The sequence below is a fragment of the Clostridium senegalense genome, assembly GCF_018916625.1.
GTDB lineage: Bacteria > Bacillota > Clostridia > Clostridiales > Clostridiaceae > Clostridium_J > Clostridium_J senegalense.
In genome coordinates this window covers 424479-442925 of the sequence record NZ_JAHLNC010000002.1, presented here as the reverse complement: position 1 = coordinate 442925, position 18447 = coordinate 424479, and the positions used below count along the sequence as shown (strand labels likewise).

Annotated in this window: 14 protein-coding genes; 13 read left to right on the top strand and 1 reads right to left on the bottom strand. The window is 28.2% G+C overall.

Going from position 1 to position 18447, the window contains the following annotated elements:
• Positions 1-6 precede the first annotated feature (6 nt).
• The 6 genes from KQI36_RS07170 to murB all read left to right on the top strand — a co-directional run bounded on the left by KQI36_RS07170 (position 7) and on the right by murB (position 7563).
• Positions 7-1443 (top strand): FtsW/RodA/SpoVE family cell cycle protein, encoded by a 1437-nt coding sequence (locus tag KQI36_RS07170; protein WP_010294719.1) that lies wholly within the window; start codon positions 7-9, stop codon positions 1441-1443.
• Complete coding sequence (locus KQI36_RS07165; protein ID WP_244991512.1) at positions 1436-2860, top strand: peptidoglycan D,D-transpeptidase FtsI family protein; 1425 nt, start codon at positions 1436-1438, stop codon at positions 2858-2860. The genes KQI36_RS07170 and KQI36_RS07165 overlap by 8 nt, the downstream gene beginning before the upstream one ends.
• A 255-nt stretch (positions 2861-3115) precedes the next feature.
• On the top strand, positions 3116-3718 hold the full coding sequence (locus KQI36_RS07160; protein ID WP_216450338.1) for a metal-dependent hydrolase: 603 nt from the start codon (positions 3116-3118) through the stop codon (positions 3716-3718).
• A gap of 123 nt (positions 3719-3841) precedes the next feature.
• Positions 3842-5695, top strand: a complete 1854-nt coding sequence (gene uvrC, locus KQI36_RS07155) for an excinuclease ABC subunit UvrC (protein ID WP_216450336.1) — start codon at positions 3842-3844, stop codon at positions 5693-5695.
• Between the two features lie 159 nt (positions 5696-5854).
• Positions 5855-6574, top strand: coding sequence for a phosphatase (locus tag KQI36_RS07150; RefSeq protein WP_010294707.1), 720 nt, complete (start codon positions 5855-5857; stop codon positions 6572-6574).
• A 71-nt stretch (positions 6575-6645) separates the two neighbouring features.
• Positions 6646-7563, top strand: a complete 918-nt coding sequence (murB, locus tag KQI36_RS07145) for a UDP-N-acetylmuramate dehydrogenase (RefSeq protein WP_216450335.1) — start codon at positions 6646-6648, stop codon at positions 7561-7563.
• Positions 7564-7605: 42 nt separating this feature from the next.
• Here murB and hisC read toward each other — a convergent pair whose 3' ends face one another.
• Complete coding sequence (hisC, locus tag KQI36_RS07140) at positions 7606-8697, bottom strand: histidinol-phosphate transaminase (RefSeq protein WP_010294702.1); 1092 nt, start codon at positions 8695-8697, stop codon at positions 7606-7608.
• Positions 8698-9246: 549 nt separating this feature from the next.
• Between hisC and rapZ the strand changes: the two genes are divergently transcribed.
• The 7 genes from rapZ (at position 9247) to KQI36_RS07105 (ending at position 18384) form a co-directional block, all read left to right on the top strand.
• Positions 9247-10134 carry an RNase adapter RapZ gene (rapZ, locus tag KQI36_RS07135; protein ID WP_010294701.1) on the top strand — a complete coding sequence of 296 codons (888 nt, stop codon included), beginning with the start codon at positions 9247-9249 and terminating at the stop codon, positions 10132-10134.
• On the top strand, positions 10131-11474 hold the full coding sequence (locus KQI36_RS07130) for a gluconeogenesis factor YvcK family protein (RefSeq protein WP_010294700.1): 1344 nt from the start codon (positions 10131-10133) through the stop codon (positions 11472-11474). The genes rapZ and KQI36_RS07130 overlap by 4 nt, the downstream gene beginning before the upstream one ends.
• A gap of 2 nt (positions 11475-11476) precedes the next feature.
• On the top strand, positions 11477-12427 hold the full coding sequence (gene whiA, locus KQI36_RS07125; RefSeq protein ID WP_010294699.1) for a DNA-binding protein WhiA: 951 nt from the start codon (positions 11477-11479) through the stop codon (positions 12425-12427).
• A 3-nt stretch (positions 12428-12430) separates the two neighbouring features.
• Complete coding sequence (locus KQI36_RS07120) at positions 12431-13741, top strand: DRTGG domain-containing protein (protein WP_216450333.1); 1311 nt, start codon at positions 12431-12433, stop codon at positions 13739-13741.
• A gap of 184 nt (positions 13742-13925) precedes the next feature.
• Positions 13926-14216: a Dabb family protein gene (locus KQI36_RS07115; protein ID WP_010294695.1), complete on the top strand. Its 291-nt coding sequence runs from the start codon at positions 13926-13928 to the stop codon at positions 14214-14216.
• Between the two features lie 192 nt (positions 14217-14408).
• Positions 14409-16193 carry a 5'-nucleotidase C-terminal domain-containing protein gene (locus KQI36_RS07110; protein WP_216450331.1) on the top strand — a complete coding sequence of 595 codons (1785 nt, stop codon included), beginning with the start codon at positions 14409-14411 and terminating at the stop codon, positions 16191-16193.
• Between the two features lie 103 nt (positions 16194-16296).
• Positions 16297-18384, top strand: a complete 2088-nt coding sequence (locus KQI36_RS07105) for a 5'-nucleotidase C-terminal domain-containing protein (protein ID WP_216450330.1) — start codon at positions 16297-16299, stop codon at positions 18382-18384.
• The last annotated feature ends 63 nt before the right edge of the window (positions 18385-18447 follow it).

Here is an 18447-nt window from a genome sequence, read left to right as displayed (position 1 = left end):
AAGGTTATGCATAACTTAAAAGAAGAAAAACGAGTCTTAAGATTTACTTATTTATTAACAGTGATACTCTTTGTTAATGTAACCATAATTTCACCAACCTTTGATAAAGTATCTCTTGTTATGGGAGGTATGATGTGTGGGCTGTTAGGATATTCCCACTTTATAATAAGAAAATTTTATCCTGATGGAGATAAATATATATTATTATTCTCTAATCTTTTGGCAGTTATAGGAATAGCTATGCTTTCAAGATTAGATATTCCTATATCCGGAGGTGCTTTTATTGAAGAGGGAACTAGAACATTTTTGGCTGCAAAACAAATAATATTTTTTACTATTGGAATAGCAGCATTCATAATGGTTGTTGTAATACTTCCAGATCTTAAAAGTTTTAGTAATTACAAGTACGTTTACTTAGTGATAACAATAGTATTTATGTCAATGGGTACATTATTAGGTCAAACAATTGGTGGAGCAAAGAACTGGGTATCAATAGCTGGGTTTACTTTTCAACCATCTGAGTTTGGTAAAATAACTTTAGTAGCTTACTTAGCATCAGCTTTGAAAGATTACGGACAGGTTCCTAGTTATGTGAGAAAACTTTTTAATAAAGCAAATTCAAAATTAGAAAGTAAAAAAGAAGATATAAAACAGTTACAAGAAAATAATGTTGAAAATAAAGAAACAGTAAAAGACGAAGAAGTAAAAAGCGAAGAGATAAAAAAAGAAAAAGCGAAAAATAGAAATTTAAGTATAAATAACATACTAAGCTTAGCAGAACCAGCAGCAGTAGTAGCAATATGTCTAATGTTTATGCTATTACAAACAGATTTGGGATCTGCATTGATATTTTTTGGAATTTCAGTTACTATGTTGTACATTGCTACTTCAAAGAAAAAATATGTTTTAATATCATTAGGACTATTTGTAATTGGAGCAGTTGCAGGTTATTTCTTATTTGGTCATGTTAGGGTTAGGGTTATGATATGGAAAGATCCATGGAAATATGGATATAATGAAGGGTTACAATTAGTTCAAGGACTAATATCATTATCAGAAGGTGGAGTTTTTGGTACAGGATTAGGTCTTGGATATCCTAAATTTGTTCCAGTTGTAACTACAGACTTTATATTTTCAGCTATATGTGAAGAAATGGGAATACTTACAGGTATAGCAGTTATGTTAATATACTTTTTATTATTTTATAGATGTATTAGAGCTGCTATATATGTTAAAGATAAATTTTCAAGATTATTGGCAGTAGGATATAGTACTATGATAGCCTCTCAAGCATTGGTTATTATAGGAGGTGTTACAGGTGCCATACCTCTTACAGGAATAACATTGCCGCTAGTAAGTTATGGTGGAAGTTCCCTTTTAATAACTTATTTCTCACTTGGAATTATTCAAAAGATTTCAGAGGAGGGCAATAGAGATGAGTAATAATGAAAAAAATAACATAGCAGATAACATAAAAAAAGTACTTATAGTTTTTCTTGCATTCTTTATAGCTTTAATAAGTTATATAAACTATATTTATGTATTTAAAAGTGATGAATATAAAGAAAGTGCATTTAATAAAAGACATCAAGCAGAAAGAGATAAAGTACTTAGAGGAACAATATTTGACAGAGATATGAATGCGTTAACTAGTAGTGAAAAAAATGGAGAGTTTGATCAAACTAGAAAATATTTATATCCAGAGCAGTTTGCACATGTTATAGGTTACTACGATGTAGTGTATGGTTTAAGTGGATTAGAGAAAAAATTTGATAAAGTATTAAGTGGAAGTGATCAGTTTTCATTAAAAAAATTCTTTGGTAAAGATGAGGATGAAGTTGGAAATAGTATAGTTACTACTTTAGATAAGAATCTACAATTGGCAGCTTATGATGCATTGGGAGATCAAAAAGGATCAGTAGTGGCATTGAATCCTAAAACAGGAGAAGTGTTAGCTATGGTTTCTAAACCAACATTTAATCCTAATAACTTAGAGGAAATATGGGATGAATTATCACAGGATGAAGAAACTCCATTTTTAAATAGAGCAACTGCAGGATTATATGCGCCAGGTTCTACATTTAAAGTTGTTACGGCAATATCAGCAATAGAGAATATTTCAGACATAACAACTAGAACTTTTCAAGATGATGGTGTAATATACTTTAATGATACTACTTCATTGGAAAATTATGATAGAATACCACATGGTTCTATAAACTTAGAACAGGCTTTTTCAGTATCAAGTAATGTGGTTTTTGGAACTTTAGCAATGGAACTTGGAAATGATAAGTTAAAAGAAACAGCAGAAAAATTTTATTTTAATAAAGAAATTCCATCTTCAACATTAGTATTAGAAGACAGTAGTTTCCCAACATATAAAAAATATGAACAAGGAAATATTGCCCAAAGTGGTATAGGTCAAAGTGGTGTTTTAGCAAGCCCTATGGAAATGGCATTAATTGCAAGTACTGTTGCAAATGATGGTGTTATGATGGAACCTAATGTTGTTAAGGAAGTTGTAGATCCATCTGGAAATAAAGTTTCAGAGGTAGAATCAAAGGAAATAGGAGAAGTAATATCTCCAGAAACAGCACAGATTTTACAACAATATATGAGAACAGTTGTCACTAGTGGAACAGCAACAAATGCAAATTTATGGAATGTTGAAGTTTGCGGTAAGACTGGAACAGCAGATCATGATAGTGGTGATAAAGTTCCACATAGTTGGTTTATTGGTTTTGCACCTTATGAGAATCCAGAAATAGCTTTTGCAGTCATATTAGAAGAAGGCGGAAATTCATCAAGAAATGCTGCTGAGGTAGCTAAAGACATGTTAAGTAATTACTATGGAGAGTAAGTAATAACAAAGACATATTATCTAATATTTTAGGTGATATGTCTTTTTTATTAATTTATGAGGATAATAATCCGTTATATGATATAATTTAATACTATTACTTTTTAATATACTTAAAGTAATGATTTTATACACAAATTATTCTTTTGTAGTATAATTTGTATAAGATATAGAATAAAAAAGTAAATTAAAATTGAATTAAAATTTATTTTGATTTATTTATAAAAATAGAAGTTTGGTATGAGGTGTTATATAATGACAGGAAAAACTCACCTAAGTGTAGGTGTAACAACCTTTATGTATTTTAGTGACAAATTACCTGGGAAATATGTAGTATTAAGTCTATTATTTACGATTATTGGGTCTATGTTTCCGGATATAGATCATCCTAAAAGTATACTTAATAAGTATCTGTTACCCTTTAGAAACAATGCGACAAAAGTGGTAGTTTATCTATTTTTAGGCATTTTAATAATATACTTAGATATAACATATAAGGGATCTATGATATTAAAAATTGTAGGAATAAGTTCTATACTAATAGCACTATCACCACATAGGACAGGATTCACTCATAGTATTTTTGGAGCATTAATGACTACTTTTATTGTAGCTGCATTTGCAAAGGCATATAATTTTAAGAATTTGCAATATTATTTTATGCTAGGATATATAGGACATTTACTTTGCGATATGTGTACTAGAAAAGGTGTTCCACTTTTATATCCTATAAAAAATAATAAATTTAAAGTTCCTATGGCATACAGTAGTAGTTCCAAAAGAGGAAAATTTATAGAGAATATAATTATATTAAGTAGTATAATTTATTCCACATTAAAATTGCCAACATTATTTTAAGGCTATAAGCAAAAAATTAAAGTACATATAGATAAACAAAAACTAATCTAAAATTAAAAATAATTATAAAAATGTTGAAGCAGTTTATATTAACCTTTAATATTAAGTAAAGGGGTGTTAATATTGTTTGATTTTCAATTTCAATTAAAAAATCTTCCGGATAATCCTGGAGTTTATATAATGAAAAATTTTCTAGGCGAAGTTATATATGTAGGAAAAGCTAAAAATTTAAAAAATAGAGTTAGACAATATTTTCAAAGCTCTAAAAATCATAGTGAAAAAGTTAAAGCTATGGTAAAACATATTTCTGAATTTGAGTATATAGTTACAGATTCTGAAATAGAGGCATTAATATTAGAATGTAATTTAATAAAAAAATATAGTCCTAAGTATAATATTTTACTTAAAGATGATAAAAGTTTTCCACTTATAAAAATAACAATGAATGAAGAATTTCCAAGAGTAATAGTTACAAGGTCAATATTAAATGATGGAGCTAAGTATTTTGGTCCATATACAGATGCATCAGCAGTTTATGAAACCTATGATTTAATAAAAAAGACTTTCCCGTTAAGAACTTGTAGAAAGAATATAACTCTAGAAGGAAAAAATACACGACCTTGTTTAAATTATCATATAAACTTATGTAAAGGTCCTTGTGACAAACTTATAGATAAAGAAGAATATATGGTTATAGTTAACAACGTTATAGATGTATTAAATGGAAAAAATAAAGAAGTAATAAATTTAATAAAGAGGGAAATGGAAGATGCAGCTATGAATTTAGAATTTGAAAAAGCTGCTAATTTAAGAGATAAATTAATTGCCATAGAAAAGATAAATGAAAAGCAAAAAATTATAAGTTCACATTTTGAAAATGAAGACTTTATTGCTATATCTCAAGATGAAAAAGATAGTTGCATTCAAATATTCTTTTTAAGAGATGGTAAAATACTGGGACGAGAACATTTTATATTAAATGATACTGGTACAGAAGAAAAAGGTAGAGTAGTAGCAGAGTTTATAAAAAGTTTTTATGGTGGCACTGCATTTATACCTAAGCAGATATATGTTACATATATAGAAGACAAAGATATTATTGAGGAATATCTAACCCTTAAAAAAGAGTATAAAGTAAATATAAAAGTTCCTATAAAAGGTGAGAAGAAAAAACTATTAGATATGGTAGAAAAAAACTCTAGTCATGCTTTAGAAATGTTTAAATTAAAAGATAAAACTGATAAAGAACTACAAAATAAAGTGTTGAAGGAATTACAAGAAGTATTGAATTTAGAATATACTCCTAATAGAATAGAAGCTTACGATATATCTAATATAATGGGAGTAGATTCTGTTGGTACTATGGTAGTATTTCAAGATGGAAAAGCTAAAAATAGTGATTATAGAAGATTTAAAATAAAAACAGTAGATGGACCTAATGATTACGAATCTATGAGGGAAATATTAACACGTAGATTTAAACATGGATTAGATGAAATAAGAAAAATACAAAATAATGAAATAAATTTAACAGCAGGAAAATTTTCTATTTTTCCTGATTTAATTATGATGGATGGTGGCAAGGGCCAAGTAAATATAGCTTTAGAAGTGTTAAATGAATTAAATATAAATATTCCTGTATGTGGTATGGTTAAAGATGATAAGCATAGAACAAGAGGGTTAATCTATGAAAATCAAGAATTATATATAGAATCTAATACAAAACTTATAAATTTAATTACTAAAATACAAGACGAAGTACATAGATTTGCTATAACTTATCATAGGTCACTTAGAAGTAAGACTACTCTTCATTCTGTATTGGAAGATATACCATATATAGGTGATAAACGTAGAAGGGAACTTTTAAAAGAATTTATAACTGTTGAAAATATAAGAAAAGCAACAGATGAAGAAATATTAAGCTTACCATCTATGGATAAAAAATCACTAGAAAGTTTAAGAAAAAATTTATAGTGTTTACTATATAGATTTAAAATTTAAATTTAAATCTATGTACAAAAGGATATAATAAAAATAAGATTAACTTTAGAAAAATTTTAATATTACACTTAGAGCTAAATTTGTACATATACTTATTTTAAATCTTTAATATGTACAAAGAAAGGAGAAAATATGAAAGCTGTAGTTGATGTTCATACACATACTGTTTCAAGTGGTCATGCATATAATACTTTATTAGAGAATATAAAGGAAGCTTCGAATAAAGGAATAAAAATATTAGGCGTTTCAGATCATGGTCCAGATATGCCAGGAGGACCACATATTTTCCATTTTGCAAACTTAGATGATATTCCAAGAAAACTTTATGGAGTGAAAATATTAAGAGGTTGTGAAGCAAATATAATTGATTATGAAGGAAATTTAGACATACCTGAAAGAATAGCTAGAAGATTAGACTATATGATTGCAAGTTTACATGATGTTTGTATAAAATCCGGTACAATAGAAGAAAACACAAATGCAATTATAGGTGCTATAAAAAATAAAGATGTATTTATAATTGGTCATTCAGGAAATCCTAAATTTCCTATAGATATGGAAAGAGTAGTTATAAAGGCTAAAGAAGAAGATAAAATAATAGAGCTTAATAACAGTTCTTTTGTAAGTTCTAGAAAAGGTAGCGATAAGAATTGTTATAAGATAGCAGAACTCTGTAAACAATATGGTGTTAAGATGATTTTTGGAAGCGATGCACATAACTGCTTTAATATTGGTGAATTTTCAATGGTTGAAAAATTAGTTGAAGATATAGGTTTTCCAAAAGAGCTTATAATGAATTATGATGAAAAAATGTTTACAGATTATTTACAAGGAAAAGGAAAAAATATATAGTAATTATTGATAAATAACATGGTAATAAATTATACTATAGATATGTAAATATTTTGTGAAAGAGGTAAGAGATGAGTCAGAAGAAAGAATTGATTAATGAATTAAAACTTGTATTAAAGGAAGAAAATATAGAATTTGATTCACCTATGAAAGATCATATAACTTTTAAAGTTGGAGGTCCTGCTGATATCTTAGTTTATCCAACTAATTATGAAGAAGTTATTTCCATAATAAAATTATGCAAAAAATATGAAAGTAATTATTTTATATTAGGAAATGGCTCAAATTTGCTGGTTAAAGATGGAGGTATAAGAGGTGTTGTTGTAAAGTTTAGTAAATTAAATAGTATAAAAGTTGAAGAGGATAGAGTTATTGCGCAAAGTGGTGCTAAGCTTTGTGATGTAACTAGTGAATCTTTAAAGTCATCTTTAAAAGGTTTTGAATTTGCTTGTGGAATACCAGGAAGTATAGGCGGAGCTACTACTATGAACGCAGGTGCTTATAATGGGTGTATGGCAGATGTTGTTGAAAGTGTGTTAGTAGTTGACAAAGAAGGTAATTTAATAAAACTATCTAAGGAAGATTTAGAGTTTGGATACAGACATAGTGTAGTAATGACTCATAATTATATAGTTTTAGAAACTACTTTAAAATTAATAAGACATAATAGTGAAGAGATAAAAACAAGAATAGATGATTTAACAGATAAAAGGAATTCTAAACAACCTTTAGAGTATGCTTCTGCTGGAAGTACTTTTAAAAGACCAGAAGGACATTTTGCAGGTAAATTAATACAAGATGCAGGATTAAAAGGAAAAAGTGTAGGTGGAGCAGAAGTTTCTACTAAACATTCAGGATTTATAATTAATAAAGGAAATGCAACGGCAAAAGATATATTAGATCTTATAGCGTTGGTTCAAAAAGAGGTTAAAGAACAGTTTGGTGTTGATTTATATCCGGAAGTAAGAATAATAGGTGAAGACAAATAAATTATAATAAATTAAAAGCAACTGCTAATGCAGTTGCTTTTTTTATAAACTTAAAACTTCCTTTAATGCATTTATAAATACTATATTTTGTTCTTTAGTACCTATACTTAGTCTTATCCAACCAGGCATTCCTAAGAAACTTCCAGGTCTTATTATAACACCACGTTTAAGTAACTCATTAAATAAATTTATATCATCTTTTTTAGTATCAAACATTATAAAGTTTGTATTACTTTTAATATATTCTAAACCTAGATTTTCAAGTTCTTTATATAAGTATTCTTTACAATCTTTATTAGTACTATGAACTAATTTTATAAAATCTTGGTCCTCTAATGCGGTAACAGCTGCTTTTTGTGCAAATAAGTTTACATCAAAAGGTCCAATAACTCTATTGAAATATCCACCAAGTTCTTTGCTTGCAATACCATAACCACATCTTAATGCTGCTAAGCCATAAGCTTTAGAAAATGTTCTAAGAATTATCATATTTGGATATGATGGTAATAAACTTAAAGAATCAGGATAATCATCATCAGTTACATATTCTATATAAGCTTCATCCATAACTACTATTACGTGTGAAGGTATTTTTTTAAGAATATTTTCAAGTTCAGACTTAGTAAATATTGTGCCTGTAGGATTATTAGGATTACATAACCAAATAATTTTTGTTTTTTCAGTAATTGCATTAACCATGGCATCTAAATCTAAACCGTGATTCTTCATTGGAATTTGAATAACTTTTCCACCCATAAGTTTAGTGGAATCAATGTATCTTGAAAAAGTTACTTCACCCATTATAGATTCATCACCAGAATTTAAGAAAGTATTACAAATAACTTTTATAAGTGAATCTGAACCTGTACTACAGAAAATTTGATCAAAATGAACATTATTTTTTTTAGCTATATTATATTTTAATTCATAGTTAGAAGCATCTGGATACATATTAGCTTCATCTATCATATTTTTTAAAACAGCTTTAACTTTTTCAGAACAACCTAATGGATTTTCATTAGATGCTAATTTTATAACTTCATTTAAACCTAATTCTCTTTTTACTTCATCTATAGGCTTACCTGCTTTATAGACATTTAAGTTTAGTATTTCTGATCTAACTGCATAATTCATAATATAACCCCCTCGTTGTTTTTTGAAAATTTTGTTTATTCCTCTGTTATAGATTTTACTATTAAAATAAAAATTTTCAATAATATTACAAATTATTAAAACTTTATTAACTTTTACTTTTAATAGCTAAAAATCAACACTTTAACGTGATATATAATATAATTATTTTTTTGAAATTCATTAAAAAAATTAAAGAAATAGGAAGTATTTTACAAGTAAACTATGGAGAATTTATAGAAGCTACTTTATTATTTAATAATGGAATAAATATGCTTAAAAGGATATAGGTATTACTATAATGGATTTTATTTTCTTAAATTAAATATGTTATAATATTATAATGTATGATTATATAAATATAGTTAAAGAGGTTATAAGAATATTACTATAAATATTTATTGATTTTTTTATTAAGAAATATTATAGTATATTAGTTAAAAAATTAAGAATAGAAATTTAATAAAATCAGAAATAAATTAAAATAGAAGATTAGTTTACTATTTAGTGATATAATTTAAAAAAATTTAAATATAAAAAGGATGGTTTAGTATGAGATTTGTTATAGTTACTGGAATGTCAGGGGCAGGAAAAACTCAAGCTATGAGAAGTCTTGAAGATTTAGGATATTTTTGTGTAGATAATTTACCTCCTACATTAATTCCTAAATTTGCAGAGGCATGTTATCAAACAGAAGGAAAAATAGATAAAATAGCTGTAGTAGTAGATATAAGAGGAAGAAAATTTTTCGATGACTTATTTGCAAGTCTAAAGGTTCTTAAAGAACATGGTTATAATGATTATGAAATGCTATTTCTAGAGGCTACAGATGAAGTTTTAGTTAAAAGATATAAGGAATCTAGAAGAAAACATCCTTTAGCACCAGAGGGAAGAATATTAAATGGTATAACTATAGAGAAGAAAAAACTAAAAGAAGTTAGAGAAAAGGCTAATTATATAATAGATACAACTAAACTTAGTAATAAAGAATTAAATGAAGAAATAATAACTATATTAGGAGAGCAGGGACAAATAGAAACAAAACTTTTTGTAAATGTGCTATCTTTTGGTTTTAAATATGGAATTCCTGTAGATGCAGATTTAGTTTTTGACGTTAGATTTTTACCAAATCCATATTATATTGCAGAACTTAAGCCATATTCAGGTAAAGATATTCCAGTTAGGGATTATGTATTAAGTAAAGATGAAACGAAAATATTTATCGATAAGTTAAGTGATATGTTACATTTTCTTTTACCAAATTATAAAAAAGAGGGTAAAAGACAGCTTATAATAGCAATTGGCTGTACTGGTGGAAGACATAGATCTGTAGCAATAGCAAATAAAATTTATGAGGTTTTAGAAAATAGTGGGTATACTGTTACTATAGACCATAGAGACATAAATGAAGATGTTAGTAGAGGAGCTGGAAAGCTATGAGGCTCAAGTACTGGCTTAGGCCAGGTTTAGGGATTAAAAGATGGGTGTTTTATATTATATTAGGCTCTTGTTTATGTGCATTTGGAGGTTTGAAATTAGTAGATTCAATAAGAGATAAAAACGTTGATTTTATGTTCTTATTTGTAGGATTAGTAGGATCAGCAGTATTTTATTATGGACTAACAAGATATGGGGCAAAAATGTTGTCCTTAGGAAGTTTGGACATAGGAAATGATGGAATAGAAAGTAAATCACTTCCAGAAATTTTATATGAAAGAAAGGTTCTTATTAATGGTCCTAAAATAGTAGTTATAGGGGGAGGAACAGGACTATCTACACTACTTACTGGTTTGAAAAAATATACAAGTAACATAACAGCTATAGTTACCGTAGCAGATGATGGTGGTGGGTCAGGAGTATTGCGAAAAGATTTAGGTATGTTGCCACCAGGAGACATAAGAAACTGCATAACAGCATTGGCGTATACGCAACCTGTTATGGAGGATTTATTTAGGTACAGATTTAAAGAAGGAGCATTAGAAAATCAAAATTTTGGGAATCTATTTTTAGCAGCTATGCATGGAATATCAGATAATTTTAATGAAGCTGTGAAGAAAACGTGTTCGGTTTTAGCAGTAAAGGGAAGGGTAGTACCTGTAACTTTAGATAATATAACTTTATGTGCTAAATTAAAAAATGGAAAGATTGTAAAAGGGGAGTCTAATATACCTAAAGAGTGTATAAAAGACAATACAAGCATAAATAAGGTGTATATAGAACCATCTAAAGCTAAAGCTATAGATGAGGCTATAGATGCTATATTAGAAGCTGATGCAGTTGTTTTGGGGCCAGGTAGTCTATATACAAGTATAATTCCTAATCTTTTAGTTGACGGAATTACTGAAGCTATAGAAAAAAGTAATGGACTTAAAATATATATATCAAATATATTAACTCAAATGGGTGAAAGTGATAATTATTCTGTAGAAGATCACATAAAAGCAATATATAAGCACTCATCAGATAAAGTTATAGATTATGCAATAGTAAATGATGCAGAGCTAAGCGAAAAAGATAAATCCAGATGTGTTCATGATGATTATTACTTAGTAAAACAAGACAATAAAAAAAATAAAAAAATGAAAATTCAATATATAAAAGGAAATTTTATAAAATTAAATGAAAAGGGCCATATAAAACACAATGAAGATAAGTTGGCAGCAACGTTAGTAGAAACAGTACTTAGAAAAAGTTTATTTTATGATGATAAAAGAATCATAGAGTTTTTTTATTTATCACATATGTTAAAAGAATCTAGAAAGAGTAGGGAGAAAAAATAAAGATGTCATTTTCACTAAAGGTAAAAAATGAAGTTTGTAGATATGTAGAATTGAGTAAAGAAGAAGCTATAGCAGAGCTTTCAGGTATAATGAGAGCTAGTGGTACATTAGGTATAGGGGCTAATAGAAGCTTGAATTTTAAAATCATAACTGAAAATCCTGCTATAGCTAGATTAATATTCAAGTTGTTAAAAGAGCATTTTGATATACACACTCAAGTCATAGTAAAAAGAAGTAATTCATTAAAGAAAAATAATGTTTATATAGTTATGATAAAAGAAGATATGAACGTAAAGCAGTTACTATTAGATGTAGGTATACTTACTGAAGAAAGTTTTTTTAGTCTGAATTATACAATTTCTAAAAGTATGGTTGAAGATGTTAATGCTAAAAGAGCTTATATAAGAGGTGCATTTCTAGGTGGGGGTAGCATAAGTAATCCAGAAAAAACATACCATTTAGAATTTGTAACTCATAATTTAGATTATGCTAATGAATTAAGCAAATTAATAAATGAATATGGATTATCTTCTAAAGTTATACAAAGAAAAAGTAGTTACGTTGTATATATAAAAGAGGGGGAACAAATTGTAGACTTATTAAATATAATAGGTGCTCATAGTTCTCTTTTAGAATTAGAAAATATAAGAATAATGAAAGAGATGAGAAACAATGTAAATAGACTTGTTAATTGTGAAACTGCTAATTTAAGTAAAACTGTAAATGCAGCGGTAAGACAAATTGAAAGTATAAAGCTTATTCAAAGGGAAATAGGCCTTAATAGACTAGCTAAAAACTTGAGGGAAATAGCAGAATTAAGATTAGAATATCCAGATGAGTCATTAAAAGAGTTAGGTGCTATGCTTAATCCACCTGTAGGCAAGTCTGGTGTAAATCACAGATTAAGAAGAATTGAAAAAATAGCTGAAGAACTTAGGAAGGAAGAATGGTAGTTAATGTCAAAACATGAAGAGATTATAAAATTTATACTTTCATTAGATATAGGAACTAAAATCTCTGTAAGGGGAATAAGTAATGGCTTAGGTGTTAGTGAAGGAACAGCATATAGAGCTATAAAAGAATGTGAAACCATAGGAATAGTAAATACAATACCTAGGGTTGGAACGGTGAGAGTAGAAAAATTAGAAAAAAGACATATAGATAAACTAACATTTAAAGACGTTGTAGCTATTGTTGAAGGCACAATTTTAGGTGGAAATGCTGGGTTAGAAAGAACGTTAGAACGATTTGTAATAGGTGCCATGGAAGTTGAAAGTATACATAAATATATAGATGCAGATTGTTTGTTTATTGTTGGAAACAGAGAACTTGCACAAAAACTTGCTTTAGAAAAACAATGTGCAGTTTTAGTAACTGGAGGTTTTGAGTGTAGTGATAGAATAAAAGAATTAGCTAATAAAAATGGACTGCCATTGATATCATCAACTTATGATACTTTTACAGTAGCAAGTATGATAAACAAGGCATTGTTTGAAAATAATATAAAAAAGGATATAATTTTAGTAGAAGATATTATGGGAAATAGTCCTACTTGTCTTAGCAGTGGTGATACTATAAAAACTTTAAAAAAATTGGTGAGAGAAACTGGCCATGAAAGATATCCAGTAATAGATAATGAAGCAAGGGTGGTAGGAATTGTTACATTAGCAGATATACCCAATGATACTAATGATGACGACGTAATAGATACAATCATGGTAAAAAAGCCTATAGTTGTAATGCCAACAACTACACTTGCTTATGCTGCGCATATAATGGCTTGGGAAGGTATAAAGTTATGTCCAGTTGTAAATAGAAATAAATTAGTTGGAATTATTTCACGTGAGGATGTAATAAAAGCTATGCAGATAGCAATTAGGCAGCCACATGTTGGTGAAACTATGGATGATTTAATAATAAAAAATTTTAAGTTTGAGCCAACAAGTAAAGATAAAGTTCATTTTTGGGGTGAAATTATTCCAGAAATGCTAGATTCTATAGGAACAGCTTCGTGGAATGCATTAAACATGTTATTATCCACTATGGGAACTATGGCTTTAAGACAAAATAACGTAAACGCAAATATTGCAATAGATAGTTTTTCATCTTATTTTATGAAACCTGTTCAAATGGGAAGGGTTATAGATATATATGCAGAAGTTGTGGATGTAGGAAGGTACTATTCAAAAGTAGATATATCAATTTATAATAGTGATAAATTGTTAATAGCAAAGGCAATGCTTTCAGCTAAAATGTTAAAAAAATAATGTTTTGAGATATATAAAAAGAATAAGATACCAAAAATTCGAAGGATATTTATAACGAGACAAGGAGGTAAATTTCAGTCATAGTTGGGCTATATCTGGACTTTATCGACAAAGCATTCGTGGCAAATATATGAGAATACTGGCCTATTATTTATTTAATTATGTCTAAATAAGGGGGGATTATATGTTTACACATATAGTATTTTTTAAACTAAAAAATCCAAGTGACGAAAATTTAAAAAAAGCAAAAGAAATATTTTTAAGTATGAATGGAAAAATAGATTGCCTAAAATACTTAGAAGTAGGTGTAGATGAATTACATACAGAAAGATCTTATGATGTTGCACTTGTGACAAAATTTAATTCCTTAGAGGATATGAATATTTATCAATCTCATCCATATCATGTTAATCATGTTTTAGCTCCGTTAAAAGAAATGATTGAAAGTTCTAAAGCTATAGATTATCATAATTAAATGTTGAAAAAGCTGCTCAAAATATATTTGTTATATATTTTAAGCAGCTTTTTAAATTATATAATAAAATATATAAATATTTCAAATTTCGACAAATAATATACAATATAAGTTAAAATACGTAAAAGTGTTACAATATTTAATTAAATAGTGTATAATTATTACAAAAACATTTCATTAAGGGGGATACTTATGAAAGGAAAAGAAAGTTTAAAAAAATGTTCGTTTTTGCTAGCATTTATAATGATGTTTTCTCTTGTTTTCCAATTTGATGCAGAAAACGTATTGGCTAGCGAAAGTGAAAAGGTTATCAATATTTTAAGTTTCAATGATTTTCATGGTGCATTACAAGAATCAGGAAAAAATGTTGGAGCAGCAAAATTAATAGGAGAATTAAAAAAGTTTAAAAGTGAAAATCCTAATACTGTAGTAGTAAGTGGTGGAGACCTATTCCAAGGTAGTCCTATGTCTAACTTGAAAGAAGGACAGCCGGTGGCAGATATGATAAAAATATTAGGTCTTAAATATTCTGCATTGGGAAATCATGAGTTTGACTGGGGAAGAGATAAGATACCTAATTGGCAAGAACAAGGAGATTTTAATTTTTTAGCAGCAAATCTTTATGATGATTCAACTAATGATACAGTTTCATGGGTGAAACCATATGCTATAGAAGAAGTTGATGGTGTTAAAATAGGATTTATAGGACTTATAACACCAGATACTGCAATTGCAACTAAAGCTGAAAATATTCAAGGTTTAACATTTAAAGATCCAGTAGAAATTGCTACACAATTAAGCAAAAAATTAAAAGAAGAAGAAAAAGTAGATGTTGTTATAGCACTAACACATATAGGTGGAAAACAATCTGAAGATGGAAGTATAACAGGTGAAGTTGCCAATTTAGCATCAGTAGAAGGATTAGATGCTATAGTATCAGCTCATTCACATACTAAAATTTCAGGAATAGTAAATGATGTACCTATAGTACAAGGTATGAATAATGGTAGAGCAATAGCAAAACTTGAGATAAGTTTAAATGAAGATAAAACTATAAAATCTATAGCACCGTCTGTAGATGTTTTATATGAAAGAGCAGATACATTAGTTGAAGATGCTGAAACTAAAAATATGGTAGAAAATTATTTGTTAGATTTAAAACCATTATTAGATGAAAAAATAGCAGATTTAACAGTAGACTTACCTCATGATAGAAGTAAGGGATTAACTGAACTAGGTGAATTTATAAGTAAAAATTTAGCGGAAGTTGCAGGTACTCAAATTTGTGTCATGAATGGTGGAGGAATAAGAGCACCATTATCAAAAGGTACTTTAACTATGGGAGACATGTATACAGTATTACCTTTTGATAATACACTTGTAACTATGGAAATAAAGGGTTCAGATTTAAAAAAAGTTATAGAAAATGGAATAGCACCAGCTAACTATGGTTGGGGTCAATTCTATGGTTTAAAAGTATATTATGATCCAAATAAAGAGTTTGGAGATAGAATACTTTCAATGGATTTATTAGATGGAACACCAGTTGAAATGGAAAAATATTACACATTAGCAACTAATGATATGATTTATGGTGGTGGAGATAATTATGACTTTTCAGGAGCTATAAATGTTAAAGATACAATGGTGCCACTAAGAGATTCTTTAGTAGAAAAATTCAAAACAGAAGGTACATTATCACATACTTATGGAAATAATCTTGTTCAAGGACCAAAACCTGAAGAAAAACCTGAAGAAAAACCTGAGGTGAAACCTGAAGTAAAACCAGAGGTGAAACCACAAGTAAAACCAGCTACTAAGCCTTCTTCAAATAATAAAAATAAAGAAGGTAAGCTACCTCAAACAGGTGCTGCAAGAGGAAATACTGATATGTTAATACTAGGATTTATATTGGTATCTTCAGCTGCATTTATAATGATAGTAAGCAAGAAAAAAGATAAAAATGATGCTGCATAAGTATAATTAAAAATAAGTTAAAGGTGGATAATTAATAAGATAAGGATTAATTATCCACTTTTAGATACATAAATTAATAAATCTATTATAATGGGGGATTCTTATGTTTAAAAAATTAAAAGGAAAAAAGCAAATAGCAACAGTTGTAGCTTTATCTATTGTAACTTCATTAACTTTAGGAAGTATTCCAACGAAGGCATTTGCTAATAATGAGGTTAAAGAAATTCAAGTTTTAGGAACATCTGATTTACATGGATGGTTTATGTCTCATGATTATGCAAGTAATGAAGAACAAAAAAAAGGTGGGTTAACTCAAATATCATCATTATTTAAACAGCTTAAATCTGAAAATCCAAATACAATAATAGTAGACGCAGGCGACACCGTACAAGATAATATGTCAGACTTATTTATAAATGATGATATACATCCAATGCTATACGCCATGGATGAGATTGGTTATACATCTTGGACATTAGGAAATCATGAGTTTAATTATGGTGATAAAGTTGTAGAAAAAACAGTAAATAAGCCTGAAAAAATGAAGGTTTTATGTGGAAATGTTTATAAACCAGATGAAAGCTTATTAGGACAGCCATATGTAATTGAAGAAATAGATGGGGTAAGGATTGCTAACATAGGTATGACTACACCCAATATACTAAAATGGGATGGTCCTAAGTTGCCAGGATATAAAGTTACTGATCCTGTAAGTGAAACAAGAAAAGCAATAGATAAAATAAAATCTAACAATGAAGCTGACGTAATAATTGCAACAGTTCATATGGGTAAAAATAAAGAATATATTGATGGGGATAATGCAACAGATTTAGCAAATGCTTGTCCGGAATTAGCGGCTATAATATGTGGTCATGCACATTCAAAAATACCAGGAGATATTGTAAATGGGGTATTAATAACAGAACCAGGTAAACAAGGGGAACAAGTTTCAAAAATAAACTTAAAAGTAAGCAAAAATAAAGATGGCAAATATAGTGTAATTGATAAGCAATCTGATATTGTAAATGTAAAAGATTATCCTATTGATCAAGAATTAAATGAAAAACTTAAACCTTTCCATGATAAAGCAGTAGAAGAAGCTACTCAAATCATAGGAACTTTAACAGGTGGAAATTTAGCTCCACAAGATGAAATAAAGGGAATAACTCAAGGACAAATACAAGATACTGCAGTTATGGATTTAATACTAAATACACAGTTATATTACACAAAGAAACATATTCCAGAGGGAGCAAGGAATATTACTTCAGCAGCATTATTTAGTCCAAGTGCTAATATTAATGAAGGAACAATAAGAAAATGTGATGTAGTTAAAATATATAAATTTGATAATACATTATATACTTTAAAGATTAATGGAACTCAACTTAAAAAATATATGGAATGGTCAGCAAATTATTATAATCAATATAAAGATGGAGATTTAACAGTATCCTTTAATCCTGAAATGAGAGGATATGAATATGATATGTTTGCTGGAGTTAATTATGACATTAATATATATAAGCCAACTGGACAAAGAATAGAAAATTTAACTTATGAAGATGGAAGTAAAGTTAATGATAATGATGTGATTTACTTAACAGCTAATGATTATAGAACAAGTACTAGACTTTTAGGCGATTTATTTAAAGATGATAATGTAGAAGTTATACACAAAACAGCAGATGATGAAGTTAGTGCAGTTAGGGATTTAATAAGAGAATATATAATAAATGAAAAAGGTGGCAAAATACAACCTGATGTAGATAATAATTGGAAGATTACAGGTTATAATTTTGATCCAGATAAAAGAGAGGCTGCAGTTCGCCTTATTAATGAAGGAAAAGTAAATATACCTACAAGTGAAGATGGAAGAAGTCAAAACATAAGAAGTATAACATGGGATGATATAAAAGATTTTGTACCAGAACTAGAAAATCCTAAGGATGATTCAAAAGAAAATCCTAATGGGAAACCAGAGATTAAGCCTGAAGAAAAACCAAATAAGGACTCTAGTAATAAAGAAAAAAGTAGTACAAATAATAAAAATAATAATGATAAAAGTTTACCACAAACAGGTTCAAAATATGGTACTAAAGATATAATTGAACTAGGAGTAATATTTTTAATATTAGGTGCTGGAATTACTTTATATAGTAACAAAAATAAATTTAAAAAAATAGGCTAGTTTGTAAAATAGATAGTAAGTTTTTATACAATTTACTATCTATTTTTATGTTAAAAAAACTTT

What these genes read in the sequence shown, in the direction of transcription:
- KQI36_RS07170 (WP_010294719.1), top strand. Translation starts at nt 7, where the DNA reads ATGCATAACTTAAAAGAAGAAAAACGAGTCTTAAGATTTACTTATTTA.
- KQI36_RS07105 (WP_216450330.1), top strand. Translation starts at nt 16,297, where the DNA reads ATGTTTAAAAAATTAAAAGGAAAAAAGCAAATAGCAACAGTTGTAGCT.
- KQI36_RS07130 (WP_010294700.1), top strand. Translation starts at nt 10,131, where the DNA reads ATGAGGCTCAAGTACTGGCTTAGGCCAGGTTTAGGGATTAAAAGATGG.
- KQI36_RS07110 (WP_216450331.1), top strand. Translation starts at nt 14,409, where the DNA reads ATGAAAGGAAAAGAAAGTTTAAAAAAATGTTCGTTTTTGCTAGCATTT.
- KQI36_RS07115 (WP_010294695.1), top strand. Translation starts at nt 13,926, where the DNA reads ATGTTTACACATATAGTATTTTTTAAACTAAAAAATCCAAGTGACGAA.
- murB (WP_216450335.1), top strand. Translation starts at nt 6,646, where the DNA reads ATGAGTCAGAAGAAAGAATTGATTAATGAATTAAAACTTGTATTAAAG.
- KQI36_RS07150 (WP_010294707.1), top strand. Translation starts at nt 5,855, where the DNA reads ATGAAAGCTGTAGTTGATGTTCATACACATACTGTTTCAAGTGGTCAT.
- hisC (WP_010294702.1), bottom strand. Translation starts at nt 8,697, where the DNA reads ATGAATTATGCAGTTAGATCAGAAATACTAAACTTAAATGTCTATAAA.
- KQI36_RS07160 (WP_216450338.1), top strand. Translation starts at nt 3,116, where the DNA reads ATGACAGGAAAAACTCACCTAAGTGTAGGTGTAACAACCTTTATGTAT.
- whiA (WP_010294699.1), top strand. Translation starts at nt 11,477, where the DNA reads ATGTCATTTTCACTAAAGGTAAAAAATGAAGTTTGTAGATATGTAGAA.
- KQI36_RS07120 (WP_216450333.1), top strand. Translation starts at nt 12,431, where the DNA reads ATGTCAAAACATGAAGAGATTATAAAATTTATACTTTCATTAGATATA.
- KQI36_RS07165 (WP_244991512.1), top strand. Translation starts at nt 1,436, where the DNA reads ATGAGTAATAATGAAAAAAATAACATAGCAGATAACATAAAAAAAGTA.
- rapZ (WP_010294701.1), top strand. Translation starts at nt 9,247, where the DNA reads ATGAGATTTGTTATAGTTACTGGAATGTCAGGGGCAGGAAAAACTCAA.